This window comes from Mucilaginibacter sp. P2_A4 (genome assembly GCF_056405015.1).
In genome coordinates this window covers 227,255-253,163 of the sequence record NZ_JBFUCX010000002.1, presented here as the reverse complement: position 1 = coordinate 253,163, position 25,909 = coordinate 227,255, and the positions used below count along the sequence as shown (strand labels likewise).

The 25,909-nt window shown below is 41.6% G+C and carries 20 protein-coding genes and 1 tRNA gene; 6 read left to right on the top strand and 15 right to left on the bottom strand.

The genetic code is table 11. The features are described from left to right. Positions 1-91: 91 nt before the first annotated feature. Both AC1DYB_RS05030 and AC1DYB_RS05025 read left to right on the top strand, forming a co-directional pair. Positions 92-445, top strand: coding sequence for a YciI family protein (locus AC1DYB_RS05030; RefSeq protein WP_295720167.1), 354 nt, complete (start codon positions 92-94; stop codon positions 443-445). A gap of 46 nt (positions 446-491) precedes the next feature. Beyond that, complete coding sequence (locus AC1DYB_RS05025) at positions 492-1,721, top strand: RNA polymerase sigma factor (RefSeq protein WP_477432997.1); 1,230 nt, start codon at positions 492-494, stop codon at positions 1,719-1,721. 40 nt (positions 1,722-1,761) lie between these two features. On the opposite strand, the gene AC1DYB_RS05020 is transcribed toward AC1DYB_RS05025, so the two are convergent. Next, positions 1,762-6,030 (bottom strand): hybrid sensor histidine kinase/response regulator, encoded by a 4,269-nt coding sequence (locus AC1DYB_RS05020; protein ID WP_477432995.1) that lies wholly within the window; start codon positions 6,028-6,030, stop codon positions 1,762-1,764. A 173-nt stretch (positions 6,031-6,203) separates the two neighbouring features. Here AC1DYB_RS05020 and AC1DYB_RS05015 point away from each other — a divergent pair, with 173 nt between their 5' ends. Further along, positions 6,204-6,548 (top strand): DHCW motif cupin fold protein, encoded by a 345-nt coding sequence (locus AC1DYB_RS05015; RefSeq protein WP_477432993.1) that lies wholly within the window; start codon positions 6,204-6,206, stop codon positions 6,546-6,548. Between the two features lie 72 nt (positions 6,549-6,620). Here AC1DYB_RS05015 and AC1DYB_RS05010 read toward each other — a convergent pair whose 3' ends face one another. The 6 genes from AC1DYB_RS05010 to AC1DYB_RS04985 form a co-directional block, all read right to left on the bottom strand. After that, positions 6,621-8,561, bottom strand: coding sequence for a M1 family metallopeptidase (locus AC1DYB_RS05010; RefSeq protein WP_477432991.1), 1,941 nt, complete (start codon positions 8,559-8,561; stop codon positions 6,621-6,623). Between the two features lie 385 nt (positions 8,562-8,946). Beyond that, positions 8,947-9,441, bottom strand: coding sequence for a hypothetical protein (locus AC1DYB_RS05005; RefSeq protein ID WP_477432989.1), 495 nt, complete (start codon positions 9,439-9,441; stop codon positions 8,947-8,949). 22 nt (positions 9,442-9,463) lie between these two features. Further along, entirely contained in the window at positions 9,464-9,880 is a 417-nt protein-coding gene (locus AC1DYB_RS05000; protein WP_477432987.1) for an organic hydroperoxide resistance protein, read from the bottom strand. Between the two features lie 51 nt (positions 9,881-9,931). Then, a complete protein-coding gene (locus AC1DYB_RS04995; protein ID WP_477432985.1) occupies positions 9,932-10,696 on the bottom strand; it encodes an alpha/beta fold hydrolase in 765 nt (254 codons plus the stop codon). A 333-nt stretch (positions 10,697-11,029) separates the two neighbouring features. Continuing rightward, on the bottom strand, positions 11,030-13,123 hold the full coding sequence (locus tag AC1DYB_RS04990; RefSeq protein WP_477432983.1) for an ATP-binding protein: 2,094 nt from the start codon (positions 13,121-13,123) through the stop codon (positions 11,030-11,032). A gap of 208 nt (positions 13,124-13,331) precedes the next feature. Then, positions 13,332-14,027: a LytR/AlgR family response regulator transcription factor gene (locus tag AC1DYB_RS04985; protein ID WP_295716774.1), complete on the bottom strand. Its 696-nt coding sequence runs from the start codon at positions 14,025-14,027 to the stop codon at positions 13,332-13,334. A gap of 201 nt (positions 14,028-14,228) precedes the next feature. On the opposite strand from AC1DYB_RS04985, the gene AC1DYB_RS04980 reads away from it, so the two are divergent. Both AC1DYB_RS04980 and AC1DYB_RS04975 read left to right on the top strand, forming a co-directional pair. Then, complete coding sequence (locus AC1DYB_RS04980) at positions 14,229-15,086, top strand: AraC family transcriptional regulator (RefSeq protein ID WP_477432981.1); 858 nt, start codon at positions 14,229-14,231, stop codon at positions 15,084-15,086. A 68-nt stretch (positions 15,087-15,154) separates the two neighbouring features. Beyond that, entirely contained in the window at positions 15,155-15,805 is a 651-nt protein-coding gene (locus AC1DYB_RS04975) for an HD domain-containing protein (protein WP_295716772.1), read from the top strand. 87 nt (positions 15,806-15,892) lie between these two features. On the opposite strand, the gene AC1DYB_RS04970 is transcribed toward AC1DYB_RS04975, so the two are convergent. The 8 genes from AC1DYB_RS04970 to AC1DYB_RS04935 all read right to left on the bottom strand — a co-directional run bounded on the left by AC1DYB_RS04970 (position 15,893) and on the right by AC1DYB_RS04935 (position 24,535). After that, positions 15,893-16,198 (bottom strand): hypothetical protein, encoded by a 306-nt coding sequence (locus tag AC1DYB_RS04970; protein WP_477391321.1) that lies wholly within the window; start codon positions 16,196-16,198, stop codon positions 15,893-15,895. 49 nt (positions 16,199-16,247) lie between these two features. Then, positions 16,248-17,336: an efflux RND transporter periplasmic adaptor subunit gene (locus AC1DYB_RS04965; RefSeq protein WP_477432979.1), complete on the bottom strand. Its 1,089-nt coding sequence runs from the start codon at positions 17,334-17,336 to the stop codon at positions 16,248-16,250. Between the two features lie 13 nt (positions 17,337-17,349). Further along, complete coding sequence (locus tag AC1DYB_RS04960; RefSeq protein ID WP_477432977.1) at positions 17,350-20,529, bottom strand: efflux RND transporter permease subunit; 3,180 nt, start codon at positions 20,527-20,529, stop codon at positions 17,350-17,352. Between the two features lie 10 nt (positions 20,530-20,539). Next, on the bottom strand, positions 20,540-21,961 hold the full coding sequence (locus AC1DYB_RS04955) for a TolC family protein (protein WP_477432975.1): 1,422 nt from the start codon (positions 21,959-21,961) through the stop codon (positions 20,540-20,542). A 526-nt stretch (positions 21,962-22,487) separates the two neighbouring features. Then, positions 22,488-22,889 (bottom strand): DUF1634 domain-containing protein, encoded by a 402-nt coding sequence (locus AC1DYB_RS04950; RefSeq protein ID WP_477432973.1) that lies wholly within the window; start codon positions 22,887-22,889, stop codon positions 22,488-22,490. A 21-nt stretch (positions 22,890-22,910) separates the two neighbouring features. Beyond that, positions 22,911-23,744 carry a sulfite exporter TauE/SafE family protein gene (locus AC1DYB_RS04945; RefSeq protein WP_295716761.1) on the bottom strand — a complete coding sequence of 278 codons (834 nt, stop codon included), beginning with the start codon at positions 23,742-23,744 and terminating at the stop codon, positions 22,911-22,913. Between the two features lie 42 nt (positions 23,745-23,786). Then, a complete protein-coding gene (locus AC1DYB_RS04940) occupies positions 23,787-24,155 on the bottom strand; it encodes a hypothetical protein (RefSeq protein WP_477432971.1) in 369 nt (122 codons plus the stop codon). 306 nt (positions 24,156-24,461) lie between these two features. Next, positions 24,462-24,535, bottom strand: a tRNA-Ala gene (locus tag AC1DYB_RS04935). A 285-nt stretch (positions 24,536-24,820) separates the two neighbouring features. On the opposite strand from AC1DYB_RS04935, the gene AC1DYB_RS04930 reads away from it, so the two are divergent. Further along, on the top strand, positions 24,821-25,360 hold the full coding sequence (locus AC1DYB_RS04930) for a TetR/AcrR family transcriptional regulator (protein WP_477391328.1): 540 nt from the start codon (positions 24,821-24,823) through the stop codon (positions 25,358-25,360). Positions 25,361-25,909 lie beyond the last annotated feature (549 nt).

Sequence of the window (25,909 nt, the reverse complement as noted above, 5' to 3'; positions counted from 1 at the left end):
GAATTGCCTGTTTTAATATTTTTTTACAGGCATTGTCCTATTCGGCAAAAACCAATCGTCTTATGGTTTTAATCACTAAATTTAACACATCATGAACGAGTTCTTATTGATTTTCAGACAAGTTGAAACACCAGGTGCAGAAGCGCCTTCGCCAGAGCAAATGCAAAATACCATGAAACAATGGATGGACTGGCTGGGCGGCATTGCAGCGCAAAACAAACTGGTTAGCAATGGAAACCGCCTGTATGGTGGTACCGGTTCTGTTGTAAGGCCGGGCGAAGTAGTTACCAATGGCCCTTATGTTGAAATTAAAGAATTGATAGGTGGTTATTCCATCATCAGGGCCGATTCCTTGGAAGAGGCTACAGAAATATCAAAAGGCTGCCCAATTCTGCGTGTTGGCGGCAATGTAGAAGTGCGCCAGATTGTACCGATGAATATGTAAAATAATTGAGCCACCTTCTGTTGCAGGAGGTGGCATTTTTATTGTGATGAACAAAACAGAGCTGCTGCCCCATCTATTCCGCACCGAATACCGAAAAATAGTATCGGTGCTGTACAAGCATTTTGGCTTTGAATACCCGGAGATAGCCGAGGATATTGCCAGCGAAACTTTTTTGAGTGCCGCCGAAACCTGGGGACTCAAAGGCTTACCCGATAACCCGGTAGCCTGGCTTTATGCGGTAGCCCGCAACAGGGCCAAGGACCATTTACGGCGAAACAAGATCTTTAACCAAAAAATCACCCCTATACTTCAATCCACGCAGCAGGATTATATAGATTTTGAAATTGATCTTTCTGATAAGCATATCAGGGACAGCCAGCTGCAGTTGATGTTTGCCATTTGCCAGCCGGTATTGCCTCCCGAAGCACAGATTGGCCTGGCCTTGCGCATCCTTTGCGGGTTTGGGATAGATGAAATTGCCGATGCCTTTTTATCAAACAGGGCAACTATTAACAAGCGTTTATTCAGAGCGAAGGAAAAACTGCGGGAACAAAAGGTTAAAATTGAGTTTCCGGCATTGGCGGGGATAGGTGCAAGAATACAAAGTGTTTTAACAACCTTGTATTTATTGTTTAACGAAGGGTACTATTCCACCAGCCAGGATACCACGCTACGCAAGGATCTTTGCCTGGAAGCTATGCGCCTTACCTATTTGCTTATAGAAAACGAGGCCACCAACCTGCCCGAAGCAAACGCTTTGATGGCGCTCATGTGTTTCCACTCATCGCGCTTTGACGCCCGCACAGATGAGCAGGGCGAAATGATTCGCTATGATGACCAGGATACCAATCTTTGGAATGAAGAGCTGATTGAAAAAGGCAAACACTACCTCAACCTTGCATCAAAGGGAAACCAAATAAACAAATACCATTTAGAAGCCGCAATAGCCTACTGGCATACGGTTAAGGATGATACCGCCCAAAAATGGGAGGGCATTTTACAACTTTATAACCGCCTGCTACAAATTACCTACTCACCTGCTGCAGCCTTAAACCGTACCTATGCCTTATATAAGGCCCGCGGCAAACAGGAGGCTATCATTGAAGCCGAGAAGCTAAAGCTCACCGATAATCATTTATATCATGTTTTACTGGGACACCTTTATACAGATGTGAATAAACAAATAGCTCTAAACCATTTGCAAACCGCACTAAAACTTACCAAAACCGCCAGCGAAAAAAATAGGATCGCTAAAGACATTGAACAATTGGGGTAAAAAAGATAAAGCCGTATCGAATTCTTCCCATTTCCAGGCTCTAATCCTTTACCCTTATACCTTTGTCAATCTCCACCTTCGCGATATCTGCCCGTTTCAACAGCTCTATCAGCTCATCAATCCGCATAGGTTTTGATATATAATCGTTCATGCCTACACTCAGGCAGGCTTCTTTATCTTCAGATAAGGCATTGGCTGTCATAGCAGCTATGTAGGGTTGTTTTATAGCAGCCTGGTTACGGATAAATTTAGTTGCTTCAAGGCCATCCAGTTCGGGCATCTGTACATCCATTAAAACCACATCGTACTGCTTTTCGGTTATTTTTTCAAGTACCTCGTAGCCATTGTTCACCATATCTATGGTGTAGCCCAATTTATTCAGTACGCGCTCAACTAATTTTTGGTTAATAAGGTTATCTTCGGCCACCAATATTTGCAAGGGGTGCTCCAAAGCGAAACCATTTTGCAGTAAAACCTTTTGCTCATCTTTTACCGGCGATTCGTCCTTCTGATTTGTTAGGGCGGCGTTTATGCTCTTCCACAAATTATTTTGCTTAACGGGCTTAGTAAGGATAGCAGAAAAAAGTTTCGGGAACTTTTTCCTGGTTTCATCCCCAATGGAGCTTAGCATAATTACCGGCAATGGTTTTGCACTTTTATTAATGGCTTTAGCCATGCTCACACCATCATCATTTGGCATTTGCATATCGGTTATAACAAGTGATATACTTTTATCCTGTTTTAAAATTCCAAGCGCCTGTTTTACAGATGTGGCAAGTATTGGTTCCAGTTTCCATTGCTGCAACTGGTTTTTGAGGATGAGTAAATTAGTATCATTATCATCAACCAGCAGTACTTTTTTGCCTTCAACCTGGGCCAGATTTGAGGGATATAAGTGGTATGTTGATGGTATTTTACTCCGGTTTGCTTTAATGCTGAACTTGAAAACCGAGCCTTGTCCGTAGATGCTTTCTACCCCAATTTCGCCCCCCATTAGCTTTACAAGGCGCTCGCTTATGATGAGCCCCAAACCGGTACCACCATATTTGCGCGTTGTTGATGAATCAACCTGCGAAAATGCCTGGAAAAGATTCTGAATCTTATTTTCGGGAATGCCAATACCTGTGTCCCTAACACTAAACCCGATCTCAATCTCGTCATGGCCAAAATCCTTCACCAGGAAAATATCAACAAACACCTCACCCTGTTGGGTAAACTTTATGGCGTTATTAACCAGGTTGATCAATACCTGTTTAACACGCAGGCTATCACCTACAATTTGCACAGGCAGCGCATAATCTATCTGGTATATCAAGTCAAGATTCCGCTCGGAACTTCGTTTGGAGAAAAGATCCATTACCTCTTCAACACTCTGCCTCAGATCAAAATCATCATGCTCCAGATCCATACTGCCCGATTCTATTTTGGAGAAATCCAGGATATCATTGATCACATTAACAAGGTTATCGCCACAGGTTACAATAGTTTCTGCAAACTCTTTTTGCTCTTCGTTCAATTCGGTTTCCATCAGCAGCGAAGCCATACCTATAACCCCGTTCATAGGGGTACGGATCTCATGGCTCATGGTGGCCAGGAAAACACTTTTGGCCTGGTTGGCCCGGTCGGCCTCCTGCCGGGCTTGCTGCTCCTGCTCCCGCTGATCCATCAGTTCTTCTGATTGGGCCTGCAATTCCTCATTCAAAGTCTGCAGATTTTCTGATTGCGATTTTAACTCTTCTGATTGTTGCAGCACTTCGTGAGTACGCTCTTCTACTTCCTTCTCCAGCTTTCGCTTTTGTTTAATGATGCTGCTTATCCTGTAGCGATATATTCCCCAGGCTAGTCCTGCAATAGCTAACCCGGCTATTGTTTTAAACCACCAGGTATCCCAAAATGGCGGAACGATTATTAATTCAAGGCTTAGCTGTTTAGCCGACCAATTACCAGAATTATCTTTGCACTTAACTTTAAACACATAATTACCGGGTGGCACGTTGGTGTAAACAGCCGTGTTTTTGCTACCCACATAGTTCCAGGTTTTATCAAAGTTTTCTAATATGTAAGCATAATCCTGCTTGTTGGCCGATATAAAACTTAAGGATACAAACTCAAATGATATAATGGACTGGTTATATTTGAGTGTGATGGACTTTGTTTCTGAAATTTCCTGCTTTAATGGCGAAGGATCATTGCCCCCTTTGCTTACCGGTACCGATTTGTTAAATAATTCAAAATCGGTCAATCTTAATATGGGTTCATTGGTTCCCCCCTTTATCATATCGGGGTTAAACCTGTTAAAGCCATTCAATCCGCCAAAATAGATGTTACCCAAATGATCTTTTAATGCTGCATGAGGTTTAAATACATCGCCCTGCAGGCCATCTTCAATAGTAAAGTTTTTAAAAGTTTTATGATAAGGGTCATAAAGCACCAGCCCCTTGCTGGTACTAATCCATAAGTCATTTTTACTATCCTCCTGGGTGGCGGAAGTAAAATTTGTTGACATGCCATCCTTTGTGGTAAAGGCTTTAAACCGCCTGGTTTTAGGATTGAGCATGTTTAACCCACCAAAAGTACACAGCCATAAATTACCGGCATGATCCTCATAAATATCAACTACCGTATTATTGCTGATGCTATTCCCGCTTTTTTGGTGCATGAAGCGGATAAAGGAATTTGTTTTTTTATCATACAGGTTTAACCCTGCATCATTGGTACCTATCCAGATATTCCCGGCTTTATCACAAAAAATAGAATTGATGATGTTACTGCTTAAACTCGTTGTATCTTTTGGGTTATTTTTATAGGTAATGAAATTATTGGTGGCTGGCTGATACACACTTACTCCACCGCCAAAAGTACCGGCCCATACTTTTTTTTCTTTATCAATAGCAACCTCATAAACATCATTTGCACCTATACTTGAAGCATCGGCCGGGTTATGTTTGTAGGATTTAAATTTCCTGGTTTTTAAGTCCATATAGTTCAACCCATCTCCCCAGGTGGCAACCCAAAGATTTTGCCTGTCATCCTGTTTCACATCAAGCACATAGTTGCCGGATATGCTTGCTTTATCGGCATTTTTGTGTTGATATGATGTAAATAACCCTGTTTTACGATCAAGGATATTTAATCCCCCGCCATCGGTACCTATCCAGATGTCCTGGTTTTTATCTTCAAGTAAACACAACACAAAATCATTTGACAGGCTTCTGCCTGAAGAGGTATGTTTAAAATGAGCAAAGCTGGCCGTACTTCTTTTTAAAAAATTTACTCCACCACCAAACATCCCAATCCACATATTGCCCATGTTATCCTTAGTAATTACATCTACAGAGTTGTTGGTTATACTGCTGTTGTCAACATCATCATGCCTGTAAGTTGCAAAATGCTGCTTGTTGTAATTAAAAATGCTGATACCTCCGTTTTCGGTTCCTATCCAAATGCTTTGACTAATACCTTCGGCAATACTTTGAATACTATTATTTGCCAGCGAGTTATCATTTGCAGGATCATTAACAAAATGGCGAAAGGTGCTGGTGGTATCATTAAATAAATTTAGGCCATGCTCAAAAGTGCCTACCCAAAGGTGGTTATCACGATCGCGCAAAATACTGGTTACCCGGTTTGCCGATATAGAAGTGGCATCCCTGTCATTATGTTTAAAACTTATAAAATCGTTGCTTTTAGGCCGGTAAAGATTAAGGCCCTGGTCAAAAGTGCCAATCCATAAATTATTTTGGCGATCTTTATATAGGGTGGTTACCCGGTTGCTGCTTAAGCTGTTGGGGTTGCCTTTTTTATTTTTGAAATGTATTGATTCTCCGGTTTTGATATCAAATAAATTTAGGCCCTGAGTTGAGGTGCCGAGCCATAATTTATTATTGCCTGCATAAATTATCCTGCTTACGTTGTCTTCAGATATGCTTTTGTTGTTCTTACCATTGTGCGCATAACGTTTAAAACGATCTGTTTTACGATCTAATTTATTTAAGCCCTCGGATGTTGCTATCCAAAGATTACCGTTATCATCCTCGGCAATATCAGCAATATAATTATTGGTAATAGTTGTTGGGTCGGTTGGATCATTACGGTAGATCTTAAATTTATAGCCATCGTAACGGTTAAGTCCATCGCCTGTACCTAACCAGATAAAGCCCCGGCTATCCTGAAAAATGCAGTTAGGGTTAATTTCAGAAAGACCGTTTGCAGATTCCAGGTGCTCAAAATGAAGCTGCCTGTTTTGAGAAAATAACGATGCAGATATGGCAGTAAAAAAAATTATTAGTAAATATTTTAAGCCATTCATTTTTTGAAGATATAGATCAACAATAGTTAAAAGCAGTTACAGTGCTCAGCAGCATGAGCTACATTTTATACGTTTCTTTTTATTAAAGGTTAATATTTTATGGAGGGCTAACAAGCTGGCATTCATAAAACAAAATCATAATTTTACTGAAGTTCAAAATATAACACTGCGGTATGAGCAATATACCATTTACTACAATTGATTGGACAACAATTGATAAAATAGCGCATGACGGAGAAACGGGCATGGCTTTTTGGCAAACAATGCAATTTCCCGGTTTAAGGATCAGGATAGTGGAATATTCAGACATATACCTTGCCGACCATTGGTGCCGGAAAGGGCATATTGTACACTGCCTGGAGGGAGAGTTTACCACAGAACAGGAAAACGGTGAAAAAATAATACTTACAAAAGGAATGACCTACGTAGTATCCGACGAGTTGAGCTCGCACCGCTCTTTATCAAGCAAGGGTGTAAAGCTATTGATTATTGATGGTGATTTTCTGGAGTTGACCTAAGCACTTATTATAAAAAAAAATAAGCCCCCAATATTTTTGGAGGCTCAGCATTTTGTTGATGGTTTAAAAAGCTTAATCGCGTAAAGTATTATTACTCCTGTCCACATCAGGCAGCAGGTTATCAGGATCTACAATAACCTTTGCTATTTTTGAAGTAGTATTGCATTTAAAGCTCCATTTAGGGCCGCGTTGCCAAACTTCAACAGGCAGTTTAATTACCTGCGTTTGCCCGTTTTGTTCAATGATCTTTACCGTAACAGGCATAGCCATTTCCCTGAGGTTTTCAATAGTGATGATTGCTCCTGATGCCGCCCCGTTTTTATCGTACTTAATATCGGTAACGGCCTGGTCAAGGTTCCAGGTGGTATAAAACCATTCTTTCCAAAACCATCCAAGATCTTCGCCGGCCGCGTCATTCATCGTTCTGAAAAAGTCATCTGGCTGAGGGTGTTTATAGGCCCATCTTTTAATGTAGGTATTAAAGGCATAGTCAAATCTATCGGCGCCCAAAACCACATTGCGTAATAAATTTAAGGCAAACGCGGTTTTGTAGTAGTACATCCCTCCTTCATTATTTACTTCGGGAGCTACCATTAAGGGATCTTTTCCCTTCAACATTTGCGGAGTAATGCCTAATGCCGGGTTGCTTTTATCGGCATATTCGCCATTATTAAAGTGCGACCAGGCATAACCATTGATAAAAGTATCAAAGCCTTCATCCATCCAGGCAAAGCGCCTTTCGTTGCTACCTACTATCATCGGGAACCAATTGTGGCCCATCTCGTGCGTAACATCCCTAAACAGGTCATCATCTTTGATACTATAGCTGCAAAATACAATACCGGGATACTCCATCCCCAATGCCACACCAGCAACCACTACTGCCGAATGCCATGGATATTCAAAATAAGTTTGCGAGTAAAACTCCATGCTATGTTTTAAATACTGGGCTGCCCGGTTGTATTTATTAGCACCCGCACTTTCGGCAGGATAAACAGCCATGGCTAAGCCCTTTTTGCCGGATGGATAATTAACCCTTGCGGCATCCCATATAAACGCCCTTGATACAGACCAGGCTACATCGCGGGTGTTTTGCATTTTGTAATGCCATGTTAATGTGCCGGTTTGCTTTGGTCTTATACCCGGTGTAAGCAGCTCCTGTTGTTTGATGATACTTATGGTACTATCGCTCTTTGCAGCATCGGCCAAACGTTTGATTTGAACGGCGGTTAAAACCTGTTGCGGGTTTTGCAAATCTCCGGATGCGGCAACAATCATATCGGCCGGCGTGGTAATAAAATAATCAACGTTGCCATACTCGCAATAAAACTCGCCGGTGCCCATATAAGGCAGGGTGTTCCATCCCATCACATCATCGTAAACACACATCCGGGGAAACCATTGCGCCAATTGATAAATAATGCCATTTTTGGTAGGCTGCCTGCCCATTCTATCGGCGCCATGCTCTGGTATGGCAAAGGAATAATTTATTTTTATGCCTATTTTATCGCCATGGGGTTTTACTACAAAAGGCAAACGCAATTGCATGCGGGTATCAGTAATAGATGGCTTTATAGTATAACTTTTACCCATATAGGTAACTGTGGTGGTTGTTATCTGGTACCCTCCCTTAAAACCATTTGAATCAAACCTATCGCCCTTAACAGGTGTGGTTGCTACTCCCCTGGAGTCTGATCTGAACAAATTCTGATCAAGCTGCAGCCATAAATAATTCAGTGTATCTGTACTGTTATTGGTATAGGTGATGTTTACATCGCCCGATATGGTTGTATCTTTTTCTATCAACGCCGCGTGAATAACATAATCTGCACGGTTTTGCCAATATTTAGGTCCGGGAGCGCCATTAGCGTTACGGATATCGTTACCGTTGTGGGTAAAAAATCCGTGATCAAAAACCTGCAGAGGATCGTAAAGCGATTTGATTTGTCCAAAGGCAGTAATGGGGAGCAATAAAACTCCCAGCAGCCATAGTTTTTTATTTTTTTTTATCATGTTCATCTAATTCCCTTATGCACTTCCAGGTTTATGCGGAGCCTGGTAAGTACCGGTTTCTGAAATTAGATATTCGGCTTTAATATTCCCCGGTTGGGGATAGCACAAACGTTTGATTAATTTTCATTAAACCAGGCTAAAGCGGAAAGTTTAAAGGTAAAAAAGCCTTGATTGCAATGATGATGAGGTCAATCTTACGTTGTTAACAGCGCTCTTCTTTACATCATTAATATAAATGATTAAAAAATGACAGCTATCAAACGTTTGCGTGATGCTTTTAAATTGAGGGAAAGTATAAAAATGCAAAAAGGAGGCCCGGCATGAAAATCCGGGCCCCTCCATATTACATTATTCAATTGGGGGTATTATTCAATTTGGGGTATTGTTAAAAACGCTGATTATCAAAATTCGGGGCAGATGGAACCGTGATAACATTGAATTCATATTTGGTTGCCTGGTGACAAGTATTACAGGTATTGGTAAGCAAGGCAAAATGATTTTTAAAAGCCGCCGCATCTTTCTGCTTTATCGCTTTTTCCAGGGCATCCATTTCCGGGTAGATCATAGCCAGCGCGGCAGCTTCCGGCGTATTCTTGTGGTATTTCCGGATTCTTTTAAAACCGCCCGCTAATTGGTGTCTTTCATATTCTGCCAGTTTCCAGTTTTGTTGCTGCCCCGCAAGCCAAAGCTTATAATGGTGCGGCTGCACAATGCCATTCATAATTTCACCGGTACCCGGTACATAGGCAGAATCCAGCTTGCTTTGAAGACTATCTACCCGGGCCTGCAATGCCTTATTACCACCGGCCGGTTGTTCACAGCTTGCCAAAAAGGCAACGGGCAAAATAAACAGGATAACTATTATTGATAAACGTTTCATGTTCTGATTATTAAAAATGGTTTTATTTTACAATTAGCTTTACTTCAATATTGCCGCGCGTAGCATTCGAATACGGGCAGATCTGGTGCGCCTTATTTACAATTCCCTCAACTAACTGATGTTCTATACCGGGTATCTCCACATACAATTCAACAGCCAACCCAAGGAAGCCTGATTCAAGCTGCAACAGGTCAACTTTGGCCGTTACGACCGGTGTGGCTGACATTACTTTTTCCAGCCTGAGAATATGCATTACGGCATTATCAAAACAGGCAGCATAACCTGCCGCAAAAAATAATTCGGGCGTTAAATGTTCATCGTCGCTGCCACCGAGCGCTTTGGGTAAACGCACATCCGCATCAATTAAATTATAATCTGAGTGTACATGTCCGTTTCTCCCACCCGTGGATGAAGCTTTGATTGAATAGATTGATTTCATTTCGGTAGTTTTATTCTGGCTTTTTAATATTTACAATTTTCGAATCAGGAATTAATTCTTAGCGTTTGTAGCTGCGGCTATAATCAGTTTTGCAACTTCTTTAGGGTGCGATTCATAAACTGAATGGCTGGCGCCCGCTATTTCTACCTTGTGGCTGTTTGCCCGTTTTGCATACATGCGTTCCAAATCGGGATTAATGATACGATCTGATTGTGCTACCATATACCAGCTTGGTTTAGTTTTCCAGGCAGGATTTTGAATAATGGCGTGGAATACTATATCTGCTGTCGGCATTTGTGCATTACCTTCAAAATTTGCAATAGCTGCAGGAAGATCAGCTGCAAAGTCTGCATGAAATTTGGAAGGATCTATATAATCAAACCCATCTGTGCCTTTCTGTAGTGATTTATAGGCAGAAGGAAAGAGTTTGCCGTTTCCGCCTTCGCTTTCTCCTTTATCCGGCGCGTGTGCGGCTATATACACCAGGCCGGCAACATGTTTATCATTGCCTGCTTCGGTAATGATGGCACCGCCATAACTGTGGCCTACCAAAATAGCCGGACCATTTTGCATATCCAATACCCGTTTTACTGCCGCCACATCTCCTTCAAAAGAAGTTAAAGGCTGCTGAACAACACTAACATGATATCCCTTTTTTACCAGGATATCGTAAACAGGTTTCCACCCAGATCCATCTACAAATGCACCATGCACCAGTACAATGTTTTTTATAGTTGTAGTTTGAGCCTGTACACTTAATGTTGCGAAAGTACAGATGGCTATGACAGCCCATTTAAGTTTGATTAATGTTTTCATGATTTAGCGTTTTGATTTTGTGCCTAATTCACATGCTCTTGCATGCCGGTTGTTTTTTTATGATATAAAATTAGCTCCGTTTAAAGCCGTACCCATGTTCAATTCGATGAACAGGCAAATCCAGTCGTTAAAGTGCTTGATGAAGTATTTGAAAGCTTTTTGCTACGATAATGCGGCTAATTGAATCAGCAAAATCTGGCAGATAAGTAATTACAGGGGGCGAAACAAAATAAGAAAGCAGCCTGAGATTGGGCTGCTTTAGAGTGGAAAATCATACATTTTATTAGCCCGGCTGAGTTAAAAAGCCGCCTAATTTTCCGTGCCTTTACACTTTTAACTGACTGATAAAAGATGATCAGCAGCCTCACTGAGTGCTGGTTTACAAACCTCAGTTAACTCATCAATAAGCGAAACAATATTGGGGGTTTCGGCATTCGCGGCTTCCAAACTATCCAGCAGATTTTCTAACCGGGGCAAAAGCCCCATTATAGCAACGCTGGTTTTCATGTTATGTGCAATATGGTTAATACGCGAATAATCAAGTTGATTCAACGCATCCTTTAAGCCAGACAGGTCACCCGGGATAGTTTCAATAAATTGCGAGGTAACTATTTTTTCATACACTAAATTACCTTTGCTTATTGATCGCATATAAGTAAGATCAATAAACTTATATTCCGCCAGGCCTGTTTGCGCACTATGATCTTCATTTGAAATTTTGGAAGGTAAAAGCTTCGCTATAAGCTTAAAAAGATCCTCTTCGTGAATGGGTTTTGGAATATACTCGTTCATGCCATTGCTAATGCATTTTTCACGCTCGCCGGCCATAGCATGTGCCGTCATCGCAATGATAGGAACAGTTAACTTCAAATCGGAGCGAATGTGGCGAGTTGCCGTATAGCCATCCATTTGAGGCATCTGTATATCCATCAGTACCAGATCATAAGTATCCACTTTTAAGCGGTTGATTGCTTCAATACCGTTACCAACAATATCAAAAGATGTTTTCCATTCGGTCAACAAATGCTTCATCAGGCTTTGATTCATGGCGTTATCATCAACCACCAGTATCTTTAATGGCTGATTGGTTTTCGCTATTAAATTGTCTGCATGGTGATTTATATCGGTTAGCTGTTCATCAGCAATAGTGTAAGGAATATAAAAATCAAATGTAGTTCCGTGGCCTGGTATACTGCTTACACTGATATTTCCATGCTGCAATAGCACCAGCGTTTTTACAATGGAAAGCCCTAACCCTGTACCGCCATAATTCCTTGTAATGGAATCTTCGGCCTGGTTGAAACGTTCAAAGATGGTGACTAATTTTTCTTTGTCTATACCAATTCCGTTATCAGAAACCTGGAAGCCTAACTTCAGGTTTTTGCCATCAATTTCTTTACAGTAAACATACACCTTGATTTTTCCTTTGTCACTAAATTTAAGCGCGTTCCCGATCAGGTTGACCAGGATCTGGGTCAATCTTGTTGCATCACCAACAAGCGTATCAGGAACCTTGCTGTCAATTTCGCTATTAAAAACCAATCCCTTTTGTTTTATCTTTTCCTGGAATAAGGTTTCCAAAGATTGCAAAAGACCGCTGACACTAAAGGGCGCGTTGACAATACGCATCATTCCCGCTTCAATTTTCGATAAATCGAGAATATCATTAATGATGGTGAGCAAATTTTCACCTGCACTTTGAATTGACCCTACAAATTCGCCGGAGTCTGCATCCAGGTTACGCCTTTTTAATAAATTGGTAAAACCAAGTATCGAATTTAAAGGTGTACGGATCTCGTGACTCATATTAGCCAGGAAGTTTTCCTTTATCTGAAGTGCCTCCAGCGCTGTTTTTTCGGATTTATTCAGTTTAAAAATCAGCCGGGCTTGTAAACGAAATTGTGCTATAATAAACCAGGTTAACAAGCCTCCGCTTACTAACATAAAAGCCATCAGCAGGTTACCATAAATACGGGCCTTGCGCGATTCGCTGGCAATTTTATTGCTCAGGTTTACCATCAGTGTTTGCCGGTCATCGTAAACTTTACCTACAATGGTGGTAATCTCGTCAGATATTCGCCTGGCGCGTGGGTTAGCAATAAAGCTGGTATCCTGCATATTCCCCGTTTTAAAATACCGGCTCAGCAACCGGTCTTTTATTTTTATCTTTTCCTGCGCCAGCGTGTTAAGCCTGTTAAAACGTTTTTGTGCCGCGGCGTCACGATCATTTAACTTGAGGGAATCGAGAAATACTTTTACGGCATTAATTTTGGCATCTATTCCTTGCAGGTGCGAGGTATCGCCGGTGGCGATGGCTGCTCTTATCCTGCTCTCCACACCTAAAATATCGCGGTCAACTTCACGCAGGTGGTTACTTAACCGCAATTCTTTAAGCAAATGCCGGTTGCCATCGCGCATGGATCTCATGCTCTGGAGAAAATTAAAATGGAGTACAATTAATAAAACTGTACCTATTAAAAAAGAGCCAAGAATAAGATATATAAAATTTTTGTTAGCCATTACAAAAGATGCTGAACGTTATTGATGGACAAATATCAATGCATGAAATCAATTTTAACCATACCATTCGTTTAACAAGGTTATTGCATCGTTAAATTGGCCAAATTCATCGTTGTTAAAATATGTTCATCCGGTTTGTTAATGCCTTGCGGTAGGCATCGGCAATCGGCAAAAATTTACCGTCTATTACCAATCCGCCATCCTGCAATGTATCAATTTTCCCTATGGCAACAATATATGACCGATGTACCCTGACAAATTTGGAAGGAGGCAATTTCTCTTCGGCCGATTTCATGGTGCCATGGATGGCGTACATTTTTTGCGGGGTATAAAATTTCACATAGTCGCCCATGGCCTCTGCATATAAGATGTCCTCCAGCTTTAACCTGCGAATTGTTGTAGAATCCCGCACAAAAATAAATTCATCTACAGATACCCTAACCTCTTCTTTTTTACTTTCCAGTATTTCCCTGGCTTTATCCACGGCTTGCAAAAACCTGCCCGGGGTAACTGGTTTAATAAGATAATCAGCTACATTCAATTCAAAAGCCTCTACAGCGTAGTCTTTTTTTGAGGTTGTAAAAATGATCAGCAAATCTTTGTTTTTAAGGTTTCTTGTTAACTCGATGCCGGTCATTTCGGGCATTTCAATATCCAGGAATAAAAAATCAACATCATCTTCCTGTAAATGATTATAGGCTTCTATAGCATTACTATACTCAGCAATTACGTCAAGATCGGCAATCTGGCTTGCCAGCTGGCTAAGTGTGGCACGCGCTATCGGGTTATCATCGATGATTAAACAAGTCATGGGCAGGAGCTATTTTATAGCTAAGATAATTCAATTTTTTAATGTTACAGGGATTGAATCCTGGTAATTCAATCTATAAAAATATGCTGATTGGTTATTTGCAAGCGTGTGCAAAATGTAAATTGTTTGCTAACTGGGTGTATCCGGATAATTAACTTTTAAATTTACGCATTGATTTAAATGTTTAATTGTACCGGTACCATGCTAAACTTAACAAATGCAATTGTAGAGGTAGAACTGCCGGATGCTTTTGCAATTAATTATTTACAGGGCAAAATTGATGCACAATTACCCGCATCCCGATTGATCTATAACCGTATAATCCTGGTTGAGGATGGTGAGGGTGAGTTGCAGATTGATGAAATGACTTATCCTGTTTTGGGCAATGAATTGTTTTTATTATCAAAAGGCCAGGTTATTTATTTAAAACCGGATTGTAAAATAACCGGATACGAAATTTGCTTTGGCGATTATTTCTGGGAAAGATCTCCTGCCAGCGCCAACAACTGTAAATCTGTTCTGTTTAATAATACTGCAGTAAACCAGGTATTACCGCTTAACCGGCCGGATAAAAAAGAAATCTGCGCTTTGTTTAAAACCTTGCGTCATGAATACTTAAAAAGCAATTATATCAACAAAACGGATGCACTGGCGGCTTATCTCAAGATCATCATGATTAAAATTGCCAACATCAACGCTTCCCTCATCAAAGGCTACGATAACCAGGAAAAGATGCTCTACCGTAAGTTTATTGAGCTCATCAGTACGCAATACCAGAAAACTCATGAGGTAAGTGAATATGCCAGCCAGCTGGGGATCCCGGCAAGAAAATTATCTGAACTTTCCAGGCGTTGCAGTGGCAGCGGAGCCAAGGACCTGATAAATGGGCAGATACTGGCGGAGGCAAAACGATCTCTCCAATTTTCATCAAGCCCCATCAAAGAAATCGCATTTCAGCTTAATTTTTCAACACCCGAGCAATTCAGCCATTTCTTCAAAAAATATGTTTCAGCATCGCCCGCTGATTACCGGAAAAGGCACATAAATATTGGCATGTGATTAACCGGTTCTGACATTCCACAGGTGCATCCCAGGAAATACATTTGTTGAAACAAATACAACAAATTATGTCTGTCAATAAATTTACATCGATAGCCGGCATTAATATCCCTGATAGTGCCCTGGCTACACAAGCCACTGAGTTACTGCGGGAGCATGGCACATCGTTCATCTATAATCATTCCATGCGGGTATTTCTTTTTTCATCCCTTAACGGAAAGCGCCGCAATTTAAAGTATGATGCAGAGTTGCTTTATATCAGCTCGGTATTTCATGACCTGGGATTAACGCCTCATTACAGCAGCCCCGATAAACGTTTTGAAGTAGATGGCGCGAACGCAGCCCGCGATTTCCTGAAAAGTCATAACGTACCTAAAGAAGCATTACAGCTGGTATGGGATACTATAGCGCTCCATACCACTATCGGCATTGCCGAATACAAAGAGCCCGAAGTAGCGCTGATGTATTCGGGAGTAGGTTTGGATGTTATGGGCGAAGGTTATGAAAACCTGAGCAAAGAAAACCGTGAAGAAATTATAAGCATTTTCCCGCGTGATGATTTTAAAAATAGGATCATCCCCACCTTTTTTGGTGGTTTTGAACACAAAACGGATACTACCTTCGGAAACATTAAAGCGGACGTTTGCGCTTACATGATCCCTAATTTTCATCGTAAAAATTTCTGCGATTGTATCCTGCACTCTCCCTGGAGCGAGTAATCATGCTATGAACGGCATTGCCCGGCACAGGTGGAAAGAGTTTTTCCATCCGCGCCGGGCGCCGTTTTAATAAAACTGATCTGTAACTTACTCAATCAAATTAAACAGGATCAGTATGGTTGTGACAAAAACAACCAGGATACCAACCAAAAACAAAACATCTGCCATTTTTTCCCATTTGCCTCCCTCCCTAATATTGCCCCTGATGGAAAGAAATGAAAGTACGCAACTGAGCATAAACGAAATGATAGCAACCATCACTATTTCGTCAATAACGGTTCTTTGTGCAGCTTTCAGGTATTTCAACGAGGTCAATACCACAAAACACAAACCTAAAAGATTGGACGATGCGTTTAAAATATGGGGCGACTTGCTGTTTTGACGTTCATTCATGGGACCACATTATAATATTGTTGTTTAACCGCGATTTGCTTTATTATCCTTACCTGTTGTTATCTGCGTTAACTACCTGTCCGCTCCTTATTTCGTCTGTGGCATCATGAATAAGTATATCGCCAATTTTTAAATTACCGTAAACTTCCAGGCTATCGGTAGTTTCTCTCCCCTTTTGCACATTCACCCATTGGGCCTTGTGGTTAACCACCTTAATTACAAATACACGCTGGGAATTTTCGGCCACTGCGCTTTGCGGAACAATGAAGGTTTTTTGTGCATTGCTTAGCTGCAGGCTTACCTGGGCAAACATGCCGGGCAACAACAGTTTATCTTTATTGATGATATCCATCTGCATTTGCTCAGACCTCAGCTCGTCGCTCATGCTTCCTGCCATACGGTTTACAACGGCTGCAAATTGCTTACCCGGTAAAGTTTTAACAGTGAAATGAACGGTATCCTTATCAGAGAAATAGCTGGTAGCAGCCTCGGGCACATCAACAACCAGCCGCAGTTTTGTTTGCTGCTGTAAAGTAAGCATAGGCTTGTTGGAGCTTTTATCTGATGGGGAAACATAGGCGCCGGGATAAACATTTCGTGAACTGATCACACCATCAAAGGGTGCTCTTACTTCGAGGTAGCCTCTCAAATCTCCCGACAGTTGATATGCCGATTTTGCAGCAAGCAGTGATGAACTATCGGCACTCATTTTAGCATGAGCCATATCCAGGTCGTTTGGTGATATAGTTCCCGGAGTTCTGCTGGTTTTTAGCAAACGGTCATAATTGGCCTTGCTTCCACGGTAAATTGCTTCTTTTGTGTGCAGATCCTCTTGTGTTTGTTTCAGGGCGGCGGTCATTTCCGGGGCATCAAGCACCATCAGTAACTGGCCCTGGTGTACCTCGCTGCCAACATCTACAGTCATGGTTTTTATAAAGCCATTTACCTTGGCATAAAGATCTACGGTTTGATAAGGCTGGAGCACTCCAGGTATGCTCATGGTGGTATGAAGTGTTCCCTTTTGCAAACTGAAAACGGGTACCTTATTTGCTGGAGGTGTAACAGGAGCTTGTTTGCTTTGGCAGGCGGCCAACATACTGGCGGCCAATACACATATGATAACATTATATGGTTTCATGAGTTTTGTTTGTTTAATTATTTGACAATTCTTTTTTAGGATCATAGTAAATGCTTTCCTGATCATCAGGATCCAATGACACCGGGTGAACCGGAGCGTTACGCCTGATTAAATAGAAGATTACCGGCAAAATGAATAAGGATACAAAGGTGGAAGCGATAAGGCCTCCTATAACAGCCCGGCCAAGCGGTGCGGTTTGCCCTCCGGCCTCGCCCAGGCCCGAAGCCATTGGAATCATTCCGGCAATCATGGCGATGGTAGTCATCAGTATCGGCCTCAGGCGTAACTCCATGGCTTCGATAGCAGATTCCATCGCATCCTTGCCTGATTTCCTGATTTGCTCGGCATTGGTGATCAATAAAATGGCATTTGAAACTGACACCCCTACAGACATGATAATGCCCATATAGGATTGCAGGTTAAGGCTTGAACCCGTAGCCAGCAACATAAGCAAGGCACCTACCAAAACGCCGGGGATGGTAGTTATTACAGTGAAACCCAATGGGAAGGATTGGTAATTGGCCGATAGCATCAGCATTAAAATAATGATGGTGATAAGCAAGCCAGATTGCAGGCTACTAAGTGTTTGATCAAGAAGGATAGTCAATCCCCTTACTTCTACAGATATCCCGCGTGGCGGTGCACCAGCGTTCTTTAGTATTTTATTTACTGCTGCAGAAGCGGAACCAAGATCTTTATTATAAATATTGGCCACAATTGATAAGAACCTCGTAGCGCCCTTGCGATCATATTCGCCAACAATTGGAGCCAAATTCAGGGTGCATACATCGCCAAGCACCGGTCTGGCCCTGCCCTTAAATATGGGAATCGCGGCCAGTTGATCCATGCTGCCTATATCTGCCTGGGGTATTTCTACCTGCACCTCGTAAGAGTTAGCATTTTTTTGATCTAGCCACAAATTCTTATCGGTAAACCGGCTTGATGAAGTGGCCTCTGTGATACAATTGCTAACGTCTGTCATCGCGAGGCCCATCTGCTTAACTTTATCGCGATCAATATTGATTTGGATGGAAGGACTGTTCAGTTGTTGTTTGAGCTGAACATCCCTTAAAAAAGGAACCTGTTTCAATTGAGCAATCAGCGAATCGGCAAATTGCTGACCCTGGGCAATGTCCTTGCCCATTACAGCAATTTCTACGGGTGTAGATGAACCCTGGCTCATGATTTTACTCGTAAGGTCAATTGGCTCAAATGACAATGTTACTTGGGGCATTGCCTTGTGGAGTGCATTGCGCAGGTTTTCTTTTACATCTTTTATATTAACCTTGTAATTATCGCTGAGGTTAACCTGCATCACAATCTCGTTGGAGGCGCTCATAAAAAGGATAACCGGCAGTGTAGGAAAAGATGACGGGTGTTGCCCTGCAAAAGCGGATATAATGGCTACATTGTTGCGGCCTACCGTTTGATATAATACCTGCTGGGCTTCCAGCATTGTTTTCTCTGTTTCTTCCAGCCTGGCACCCTGCGGTGCACGTATGCGGATCTGGAACTGGCCGCTATCCAGCTTAGGCAAAATATCTTTACCAATTATTGATACGCTTAAGCCAATAATGAAAACAGAAATAACTACATATAGCGCAACGCTTAACTTGTTTCGCTTCATCATCCACTGCACAATGCGTACACAAGCTGATTTGAAGCGGTCAAATTTGGTTGGCTTTTGCTCCCTGGCAGGTAACTCTATTTTATGATCTGGTGTTTTTAATATCCAGTTAGATAACACCGGAACAAGCGTCTGCGATAGCAGGAACGCGGCAATCATAGAAAAACCGACAGCCATTGATAGCGGCAGAAACATTCCCTGGGGTACACCGGTCATGAACAAAGCGGGCACAAATACCGCCAGGATGCTTAGCAGGATCAGCAGTTTTGGCAAAGCGATCTCTTCACAGGCATCGGCAATGGCGCGGGCCTTGTTTTTGCCCATTTCCATGTGCCGGTGTATATTTTCAATAGTAACGGTAGATTCATCTACCAAAATCCCTATAGCCAGGGCCAGGCCGCTCAGTGTCATTATATTAAGCGTCTGCCCAAATAATTTCAGCGCAAGTGTCCCGATGATAACCGAAAGCGGGATATTGACGATCACGATAAAGGCGCTTCTGCGGTCGCCCAAAAAGATAAGCACCATTAAACCGGCCAGGATAGCCCCGGTTACTCCCTCGCTGACAAGACTTTTTACCGCGTTGATCACATAGACAGATTCATCAAACTCAAATTTTAAATTCACATCTGCCGGTAAAAGGCTTTGCATATTTGGGATAGCCTTTTTCAAATCCTGTACAACCGTCCAGGTAGAGGCGCTGGAAGCTTTGATTACCGGGATATAAATAGCCCGCTTGCCATTTATGTAGGCAAATCCGCTGGTAATATCCGCGCCATCCACTACTTTGGCTACATCTTTTAAATAAATTGTAGCGCCATTTTGGTAAAGCAGCGGAATGTTTTCAAAGTCTTTAATATTTTTAAGTACTGTATTGGAGGGTGTGAGATAGGCAGTGCGGCCAATATTAACAGTTCCGGCCGGAGAGATATGGTTATTATCCTTTACTGCTGCAGTTATCTGATCGGCAGTTACGTTGTGGCTGCGCATCAGATCGGGATCTACCTTAATAACCACTGTTCTGGCGTTACCACCAATAGGAGGAGGTGACGTTAAGCCCGGAATCTTTGAGAAATTTGGCCTCACGTATAAGCTTGCCAAATCCTGCAATGCGTTGTTGCTGCGTTTAGAGCTGCTAATGGTTAGCTGCCCAACAGGCAATGTGGACGCATCAAAACGGATAATGATTGGTGGCGGCGTTCCCGGTGGCATTTCTGCAAAGGCCCGGTTGGTTAATGAGGTTACTTCTGCTGCCGCCTGCGCCATATTGGTGCCATCGTAAAAACTTAGCTTCAAAAGGCTTAGTCCCTCGATGTTATTGGTTTCAATAGATTTTATCCCACTAACGTATAAAAACAAGTTTTGGTAATTGGTTGATACAAACCCCTCCATTTGCTGGGGCGACATACCGCCATAGGGCTGCGAAACATAAATTGTTGGTAAATTGATATTAGGAAAAATATCAATATTAATTTCTGTAGCGGCAACAATGCCAGCCAACACCACACCAATGATTAAGACAATAACCGTTATAGGTTTTCTTAATGAAAGTTGAATCATGTTCATAACTGTTGCTTTAAAATTGGTTGGTGAATAGATTTAAATCGCCCGATGAGCCTGAGATGTAGAGCAGCGACTGCCAAACGGCGTTGCTTGCAATATCTTTATCTGTCTCTGCCCTGTTTAAATCGTAAAGTGTTTGGGTAACATCTACTATAGTTGCCAGTCCGTTGCTATAAAGTGTTTTTTTCTGTTCATAAGCATCGCTGGCTGCCTTAAGCTGGATAGGAGCTTCATGATATTTTTGTAAGGCATTGATCAATTGCTTATTCCCTTCTTCCAATTGATTGGCAAGGTTATTTTCCTGGTAGTGATATTCGTTAAGCAGCCCGTTTGATTGGAAGTGCTGACTTTTTACTCTTGAAGATACCCTGCCCAGGTTGCTCAGATTCCAGGTAACACCTACGCCTATAAGGTAATTCCCTCTTATAGGCTCAACGCCGTTAAAATAATTTTGACTGTAGCTACCCGGTTCGGCAGGATTATAACCCGTGCCAAAGCCAGATCCCCTGCCCTGTAAAGCGCCGAATAAAGATACTTTTGGCAAACTCGTTTTAGAAAGGTAAGTGGCTGCAAGGTCGCTGCTTTTTACTCTTGCTGCTAAAAAAAGCAGTTCGGGATGATTGGCTATGTCATCAAGCGGATGTTGTGGTAAGCGGGCGGGCAGCTGATTGATATATACACTATCTAAAGTAAAATCCTGCCGGCTTATCCCCAATTGCATGGCCAGGTTAGCGGCTTGTTTTTGTTCATAGCTAACGGCATCGGTTACCGCTATTTTTGCTTTGGCAAGCTCGGCATTGGCTATTGAGCTGTCAACGCCAGCGTTCAATCCATTTACAGTTCTAAGCAGGATAACATTCCTTAGCTGTTGAACACGTGAAAGATTAACATCCATTGAATAGTGCAGCCGCTGTGCCGCAAGCAGGTTAAGGTAAGCCCCCGCGGCTTTAACCTGCTGTTGAAACTTTTCCTGTTCCAGATCGGCAGCGTCGCGGTCATAAATTCCGCGGGCTTCTGCAACATGTGCCTTTTGAAGACCAAAGGAAAAAATGTTCCAGTTAATTTCTGAGGAATAGAGAGACGCAAAAGCAGAATTCCAGTTTTGGGTTGCGGAAACAGGTCCCGATGTGGTGGAAATTAATCCGTTGAGGCCGGAGGGTAAACCGCTTAAGCCGTTAACCGTTCCGTAAGCCTGCTGTGCCGATAAAATGAAATCGGGTAAACCGTCACGCTTTGCAGCGGTTATGCCTTCGGCAGATGCTTTGGCATAATTATCTTTAGCCTTTAATAATTGTTGTTGATTTATTGCAATATTCAGCGCATCTTTCATGGTTAAGATACCGCTGGTGTCCTGTGCCCTGGCCGACCGGGCTATTAAATTGAGGCAAAAGGCCGCCAAAAGGCTGAGCAGGAGCAGCTTTTTATTCGCTTTCATAATAAAAAATATTAAAATGTCTGTGTTATGAGCCATCACCGGCTCACCTATAAGTTTTTAAGTGTTATCCGGAAAAACCCGGCAGGAGATAGAAAACACGATAGCAGACGCCTGCAATGCCGGCGGTTGCTTAAACTAAAACAGAGACACCGGTGGGGCCCGGAGCGGAAGTAAAGGAACAGGATTAACAAGTACAAGATGTTCCCGGAATGGAACATAAACCCTGATAATAACAATAAAGATCAGGACGAAAGAAAGAAGAGCTACCGCCGGGGGAACGGCAATTGGCTGGAATTTCTGCGTATAACATTGTAACTTACAATGAATAATGGCAGCCCTAATATGGATTCCTTTAGTAGAGCTGATTTCGCTTTTGAGGTTTTTATTCAGACACTCGGCATAGCGTATAATAACCCTCCCCTGTAATCCTGTAAAAATCAGGAAGACAAGCAACAGCTTTAATACGTTATGCAGTTTCTTTTTCACTTTAATTTTATTTACTATTCATTTAAATAAATTGCGCTGTTTAGGCTTTTAAACCGCCAAACAGGCTCAGCAGCATCACACTTAAAACAATAAAAGTGATTACGATATACAGTTTATCTTTTTCGACAAAGAATGCAACCAGCGAGAAGGCGATGCGCAAAATGGGGGTCGCAATTAAAGCAATTACTCCTAACTGAATGATGCCTTTGGTATTTAAGCTCAATACGCTTTTTAAAATCCCTCCAAAAGTGGTGTATTTAACGCTTTCTCCACCAAATACATGGTATTGCGGCAGACCAGCTTCACTATGATGATACAGGTAGCCAAGACCACCGATAAATACAATAGCACTTGAAATGATGACACCATATCTTAATAATTTACCTATCATCTTTTCAACGTCCTGATCGGCCCAATAGCTTTTTGATAATACCTTTTTCATGTTAAATATTTTAATACGTTTTTAAAATCTATGTTGATAACCGTTATAAATCATTTCCAGGGCAACGAAGGTGATGGCAACACAAAAGATCAATCTTAACACCTTGGGATCCATGCGACTAAGCAGCTTGGAGCCGGTAAACGCCCCACCCAACACTCCCAGCATCACCGGGAAAGCAATACCTGGGTCCATATAGCCCCGCTGCAGGTAAATAACCGCACTTGCAGCAGCAGTAACCCCAATCATAAAATTACTGGTGGTGGTGCTTACCTTGAAAGGGACGTGCATAACCGTATCCATTGCCAATACCTTTAATGCGCCGGAGCCTATCCCCAGCAGGCCGGATAAAACGCCAGCCGCGGCCATGATCGAAAAACCACCACCCACATTGTTCAGCTCATAAGTTACATCACCATCTTTGGTGGGATAGCTCCCGTTAAGCTTAAGCAGGTGAGAAAATTTACTGCCTACCGGCAATGCCAGCTGGTTCTTTTTTCTTAAGGACATTGCTGCCGAGAAGATCAGGACAATACCGAAAATAACGGCAATGGCATTTGTGGGCATATAAACGGCGATAAATGCACCGATTACAGCCCCAATCGTGGTGGCAATCTCTAAAAACATACCTAAACGGATGTTAGTTATCCCCTCCTTTACGTAGGCGCTGGCTGCTCCCGAAGAAGTAGCAATGGAGGCCAGTAAAGCTGCACCTATAGCGTAGCGGATATCTACATGAAACACGAGGGTTAACAAGGGAATAATAACTACCCCGCCGCCAAGCCCCGTCAGCGAACCAACCAGCCCGGCCAGGTAGGCACCTGCCAATAAAATTAATGTGAATGTTAATATGGTCATGATTTATTATTGTTTAAAAGAGATGCAAACAAGTTGTTAGATTTATTCGAAATGCGATGGATGAATGTAATTGCTGAATAGTGCTTTAATGGGGCAGTACATGGTAAAGGCAGTTACTTCAAGGTAAAATATAACCGGCGCGATAAAGAACATGGTATGAGTTCCATAATCCCAGTCAATAGCAGATAACATTGGCATCGTTATAATAAATGCACCCCGGATAATAGCCTCGGTGTTTGTTAGGTTTTCTGGGCTATCCTTTAAAAACCATCCGCTTTTTGTTTTGACTGGTGCAACATCATTTTCTTTTGTTAAAGGAGCAGCAATTGACGTTTGTTCCGTAGTTCTAAACTGAGCCGATTTCCGTTTTTTAGCAATTTCTGGTGCGGGCGCTAATTGTAATGTTTTCATGATATTTTACATTTATTGTTTAGCAATTGTGTTTGTTGGCATAAAATTATGGGGCACCTGATATAGCTACGCAGGATATTCGGTGAACAGGCAAAAACTATCGTTGAACCCTGGCAGGACCAGCTTTGGCAAATGTTTACAACGCGAAATAGGAATATTACTGACAACCGGGGATCGTCGTATTTATAAGCAAGATACCTTTGGTTTTTGAGTGACGCCGCCGCTAAATGGGATTTTCAAAACACATTACGGGTTACCTGGAATAAAAAAAGGCCTCACGAAATTCGTAAAGCCTTGTTATCAATGTGGAGAATATCGGAGTCGAACCGATGACCTCTTGCATGCCATGCAAGCGCTCTAGCCAGCTGAGCTAATCCCCCATTGCGGGAGTGCAAATATATATCTTTCGGTGAAAATTCCCAAAGTATTTCAAATTCGTTTAAAAGTAACTTTTTAAGCTGCATTTTACCTATAAAGTCGCGGATAACGCGAGTGTCCCGCATAAAAAAATTATAGCGTTTGAGGGTGCTGCCTCGTTTTTTTCACACTCCTATCAAGGGGTTATCGCTTGTGAAATTGCTTTTTAACATAGTAACAAGTTTACCTGGCTATCAGAAAAGTATACCGACCTGTCTGTATATAAAAAACATTTTTACCTTTGAGGTATGAAAACAAGTTTTGTCCGCAATCAAATAATTGAAACCGCTTCGAGGTTGTTTTATAAGCAGGGTTATAATGCAACAGGCATCAACCAGATAATTCAGGAGGCTGGCGTGGCAAAGGCTTCACTCTATCAGCATTTTCATTCCAAAGAGGATCTGTTGGCGGAGTATTTAACGGCGAGAAGTATTGAAACAAATAATGCTTTAAAAAACGAAGTGGAAAAATTCACCACTCCTAAAGAGAAAGCGCTGGCATTATTTGATTTCCTGGTAGAATTATCATCTAAACCTGATTATTACGGATGTAATTTTTTAAACATAGTTTCTGAATTACCAGTAGATAACGCCAGGATCAGGGAAATAATCAAAAAACAAAAAAACGATGTAAGAGCAATTTTTGCCGACATTTTAAAACCTGTTAAAAAAGAGAGATTGGCAGATGAACTTTATATGCTTTTTGATGGTGCCTTAATAACCAATAAAGTACACGGTAATGCCTGGCCTATAAAAACTGCCAGGGATATTGCAGAAAAAATAATCTGACTCATTAGGAATTTAGTTGTTGGCTACAAGCCATTCCTGTCGAATTTTAATAGGAAGCAATAAATATACGTGCTGGAAAGGCGTATGCGATTATTATAATTAAGCCATTAAAACAATTGGGGGGCTTCTTGTTTGCCGTCTAAATACCAAACCCTTTAAAACAAGTAAAGCCCCTGATGGGCAGGGGCCTTTACTAACCAATTATAAACCTAAATTATGAGAAGACTTTTTTGTGTTTGTATTACTGTGTAAAAGTAACACTAAGTTTTTATATTATTTTAAAATACTTTGTAATTTTATTGTAACATTTATCACAACCACTCTATTACCCTGTTTGATTCTCAAAAATACAAATAAATCATTATTAAAGTGTTAATTTTTTATCTTTTTAATATCGATTCATTTAAAGAACAAAATAAGCGTCAAATTATTTCACTTTATTGAATTATTTTCAATAAAAATTTAAAATAGATCATTTTACAAGACACAAATGATGAAAAAATCGTTAAAAAAATATTTTCAATGATTTAAAATCAAATTTTATTCCAA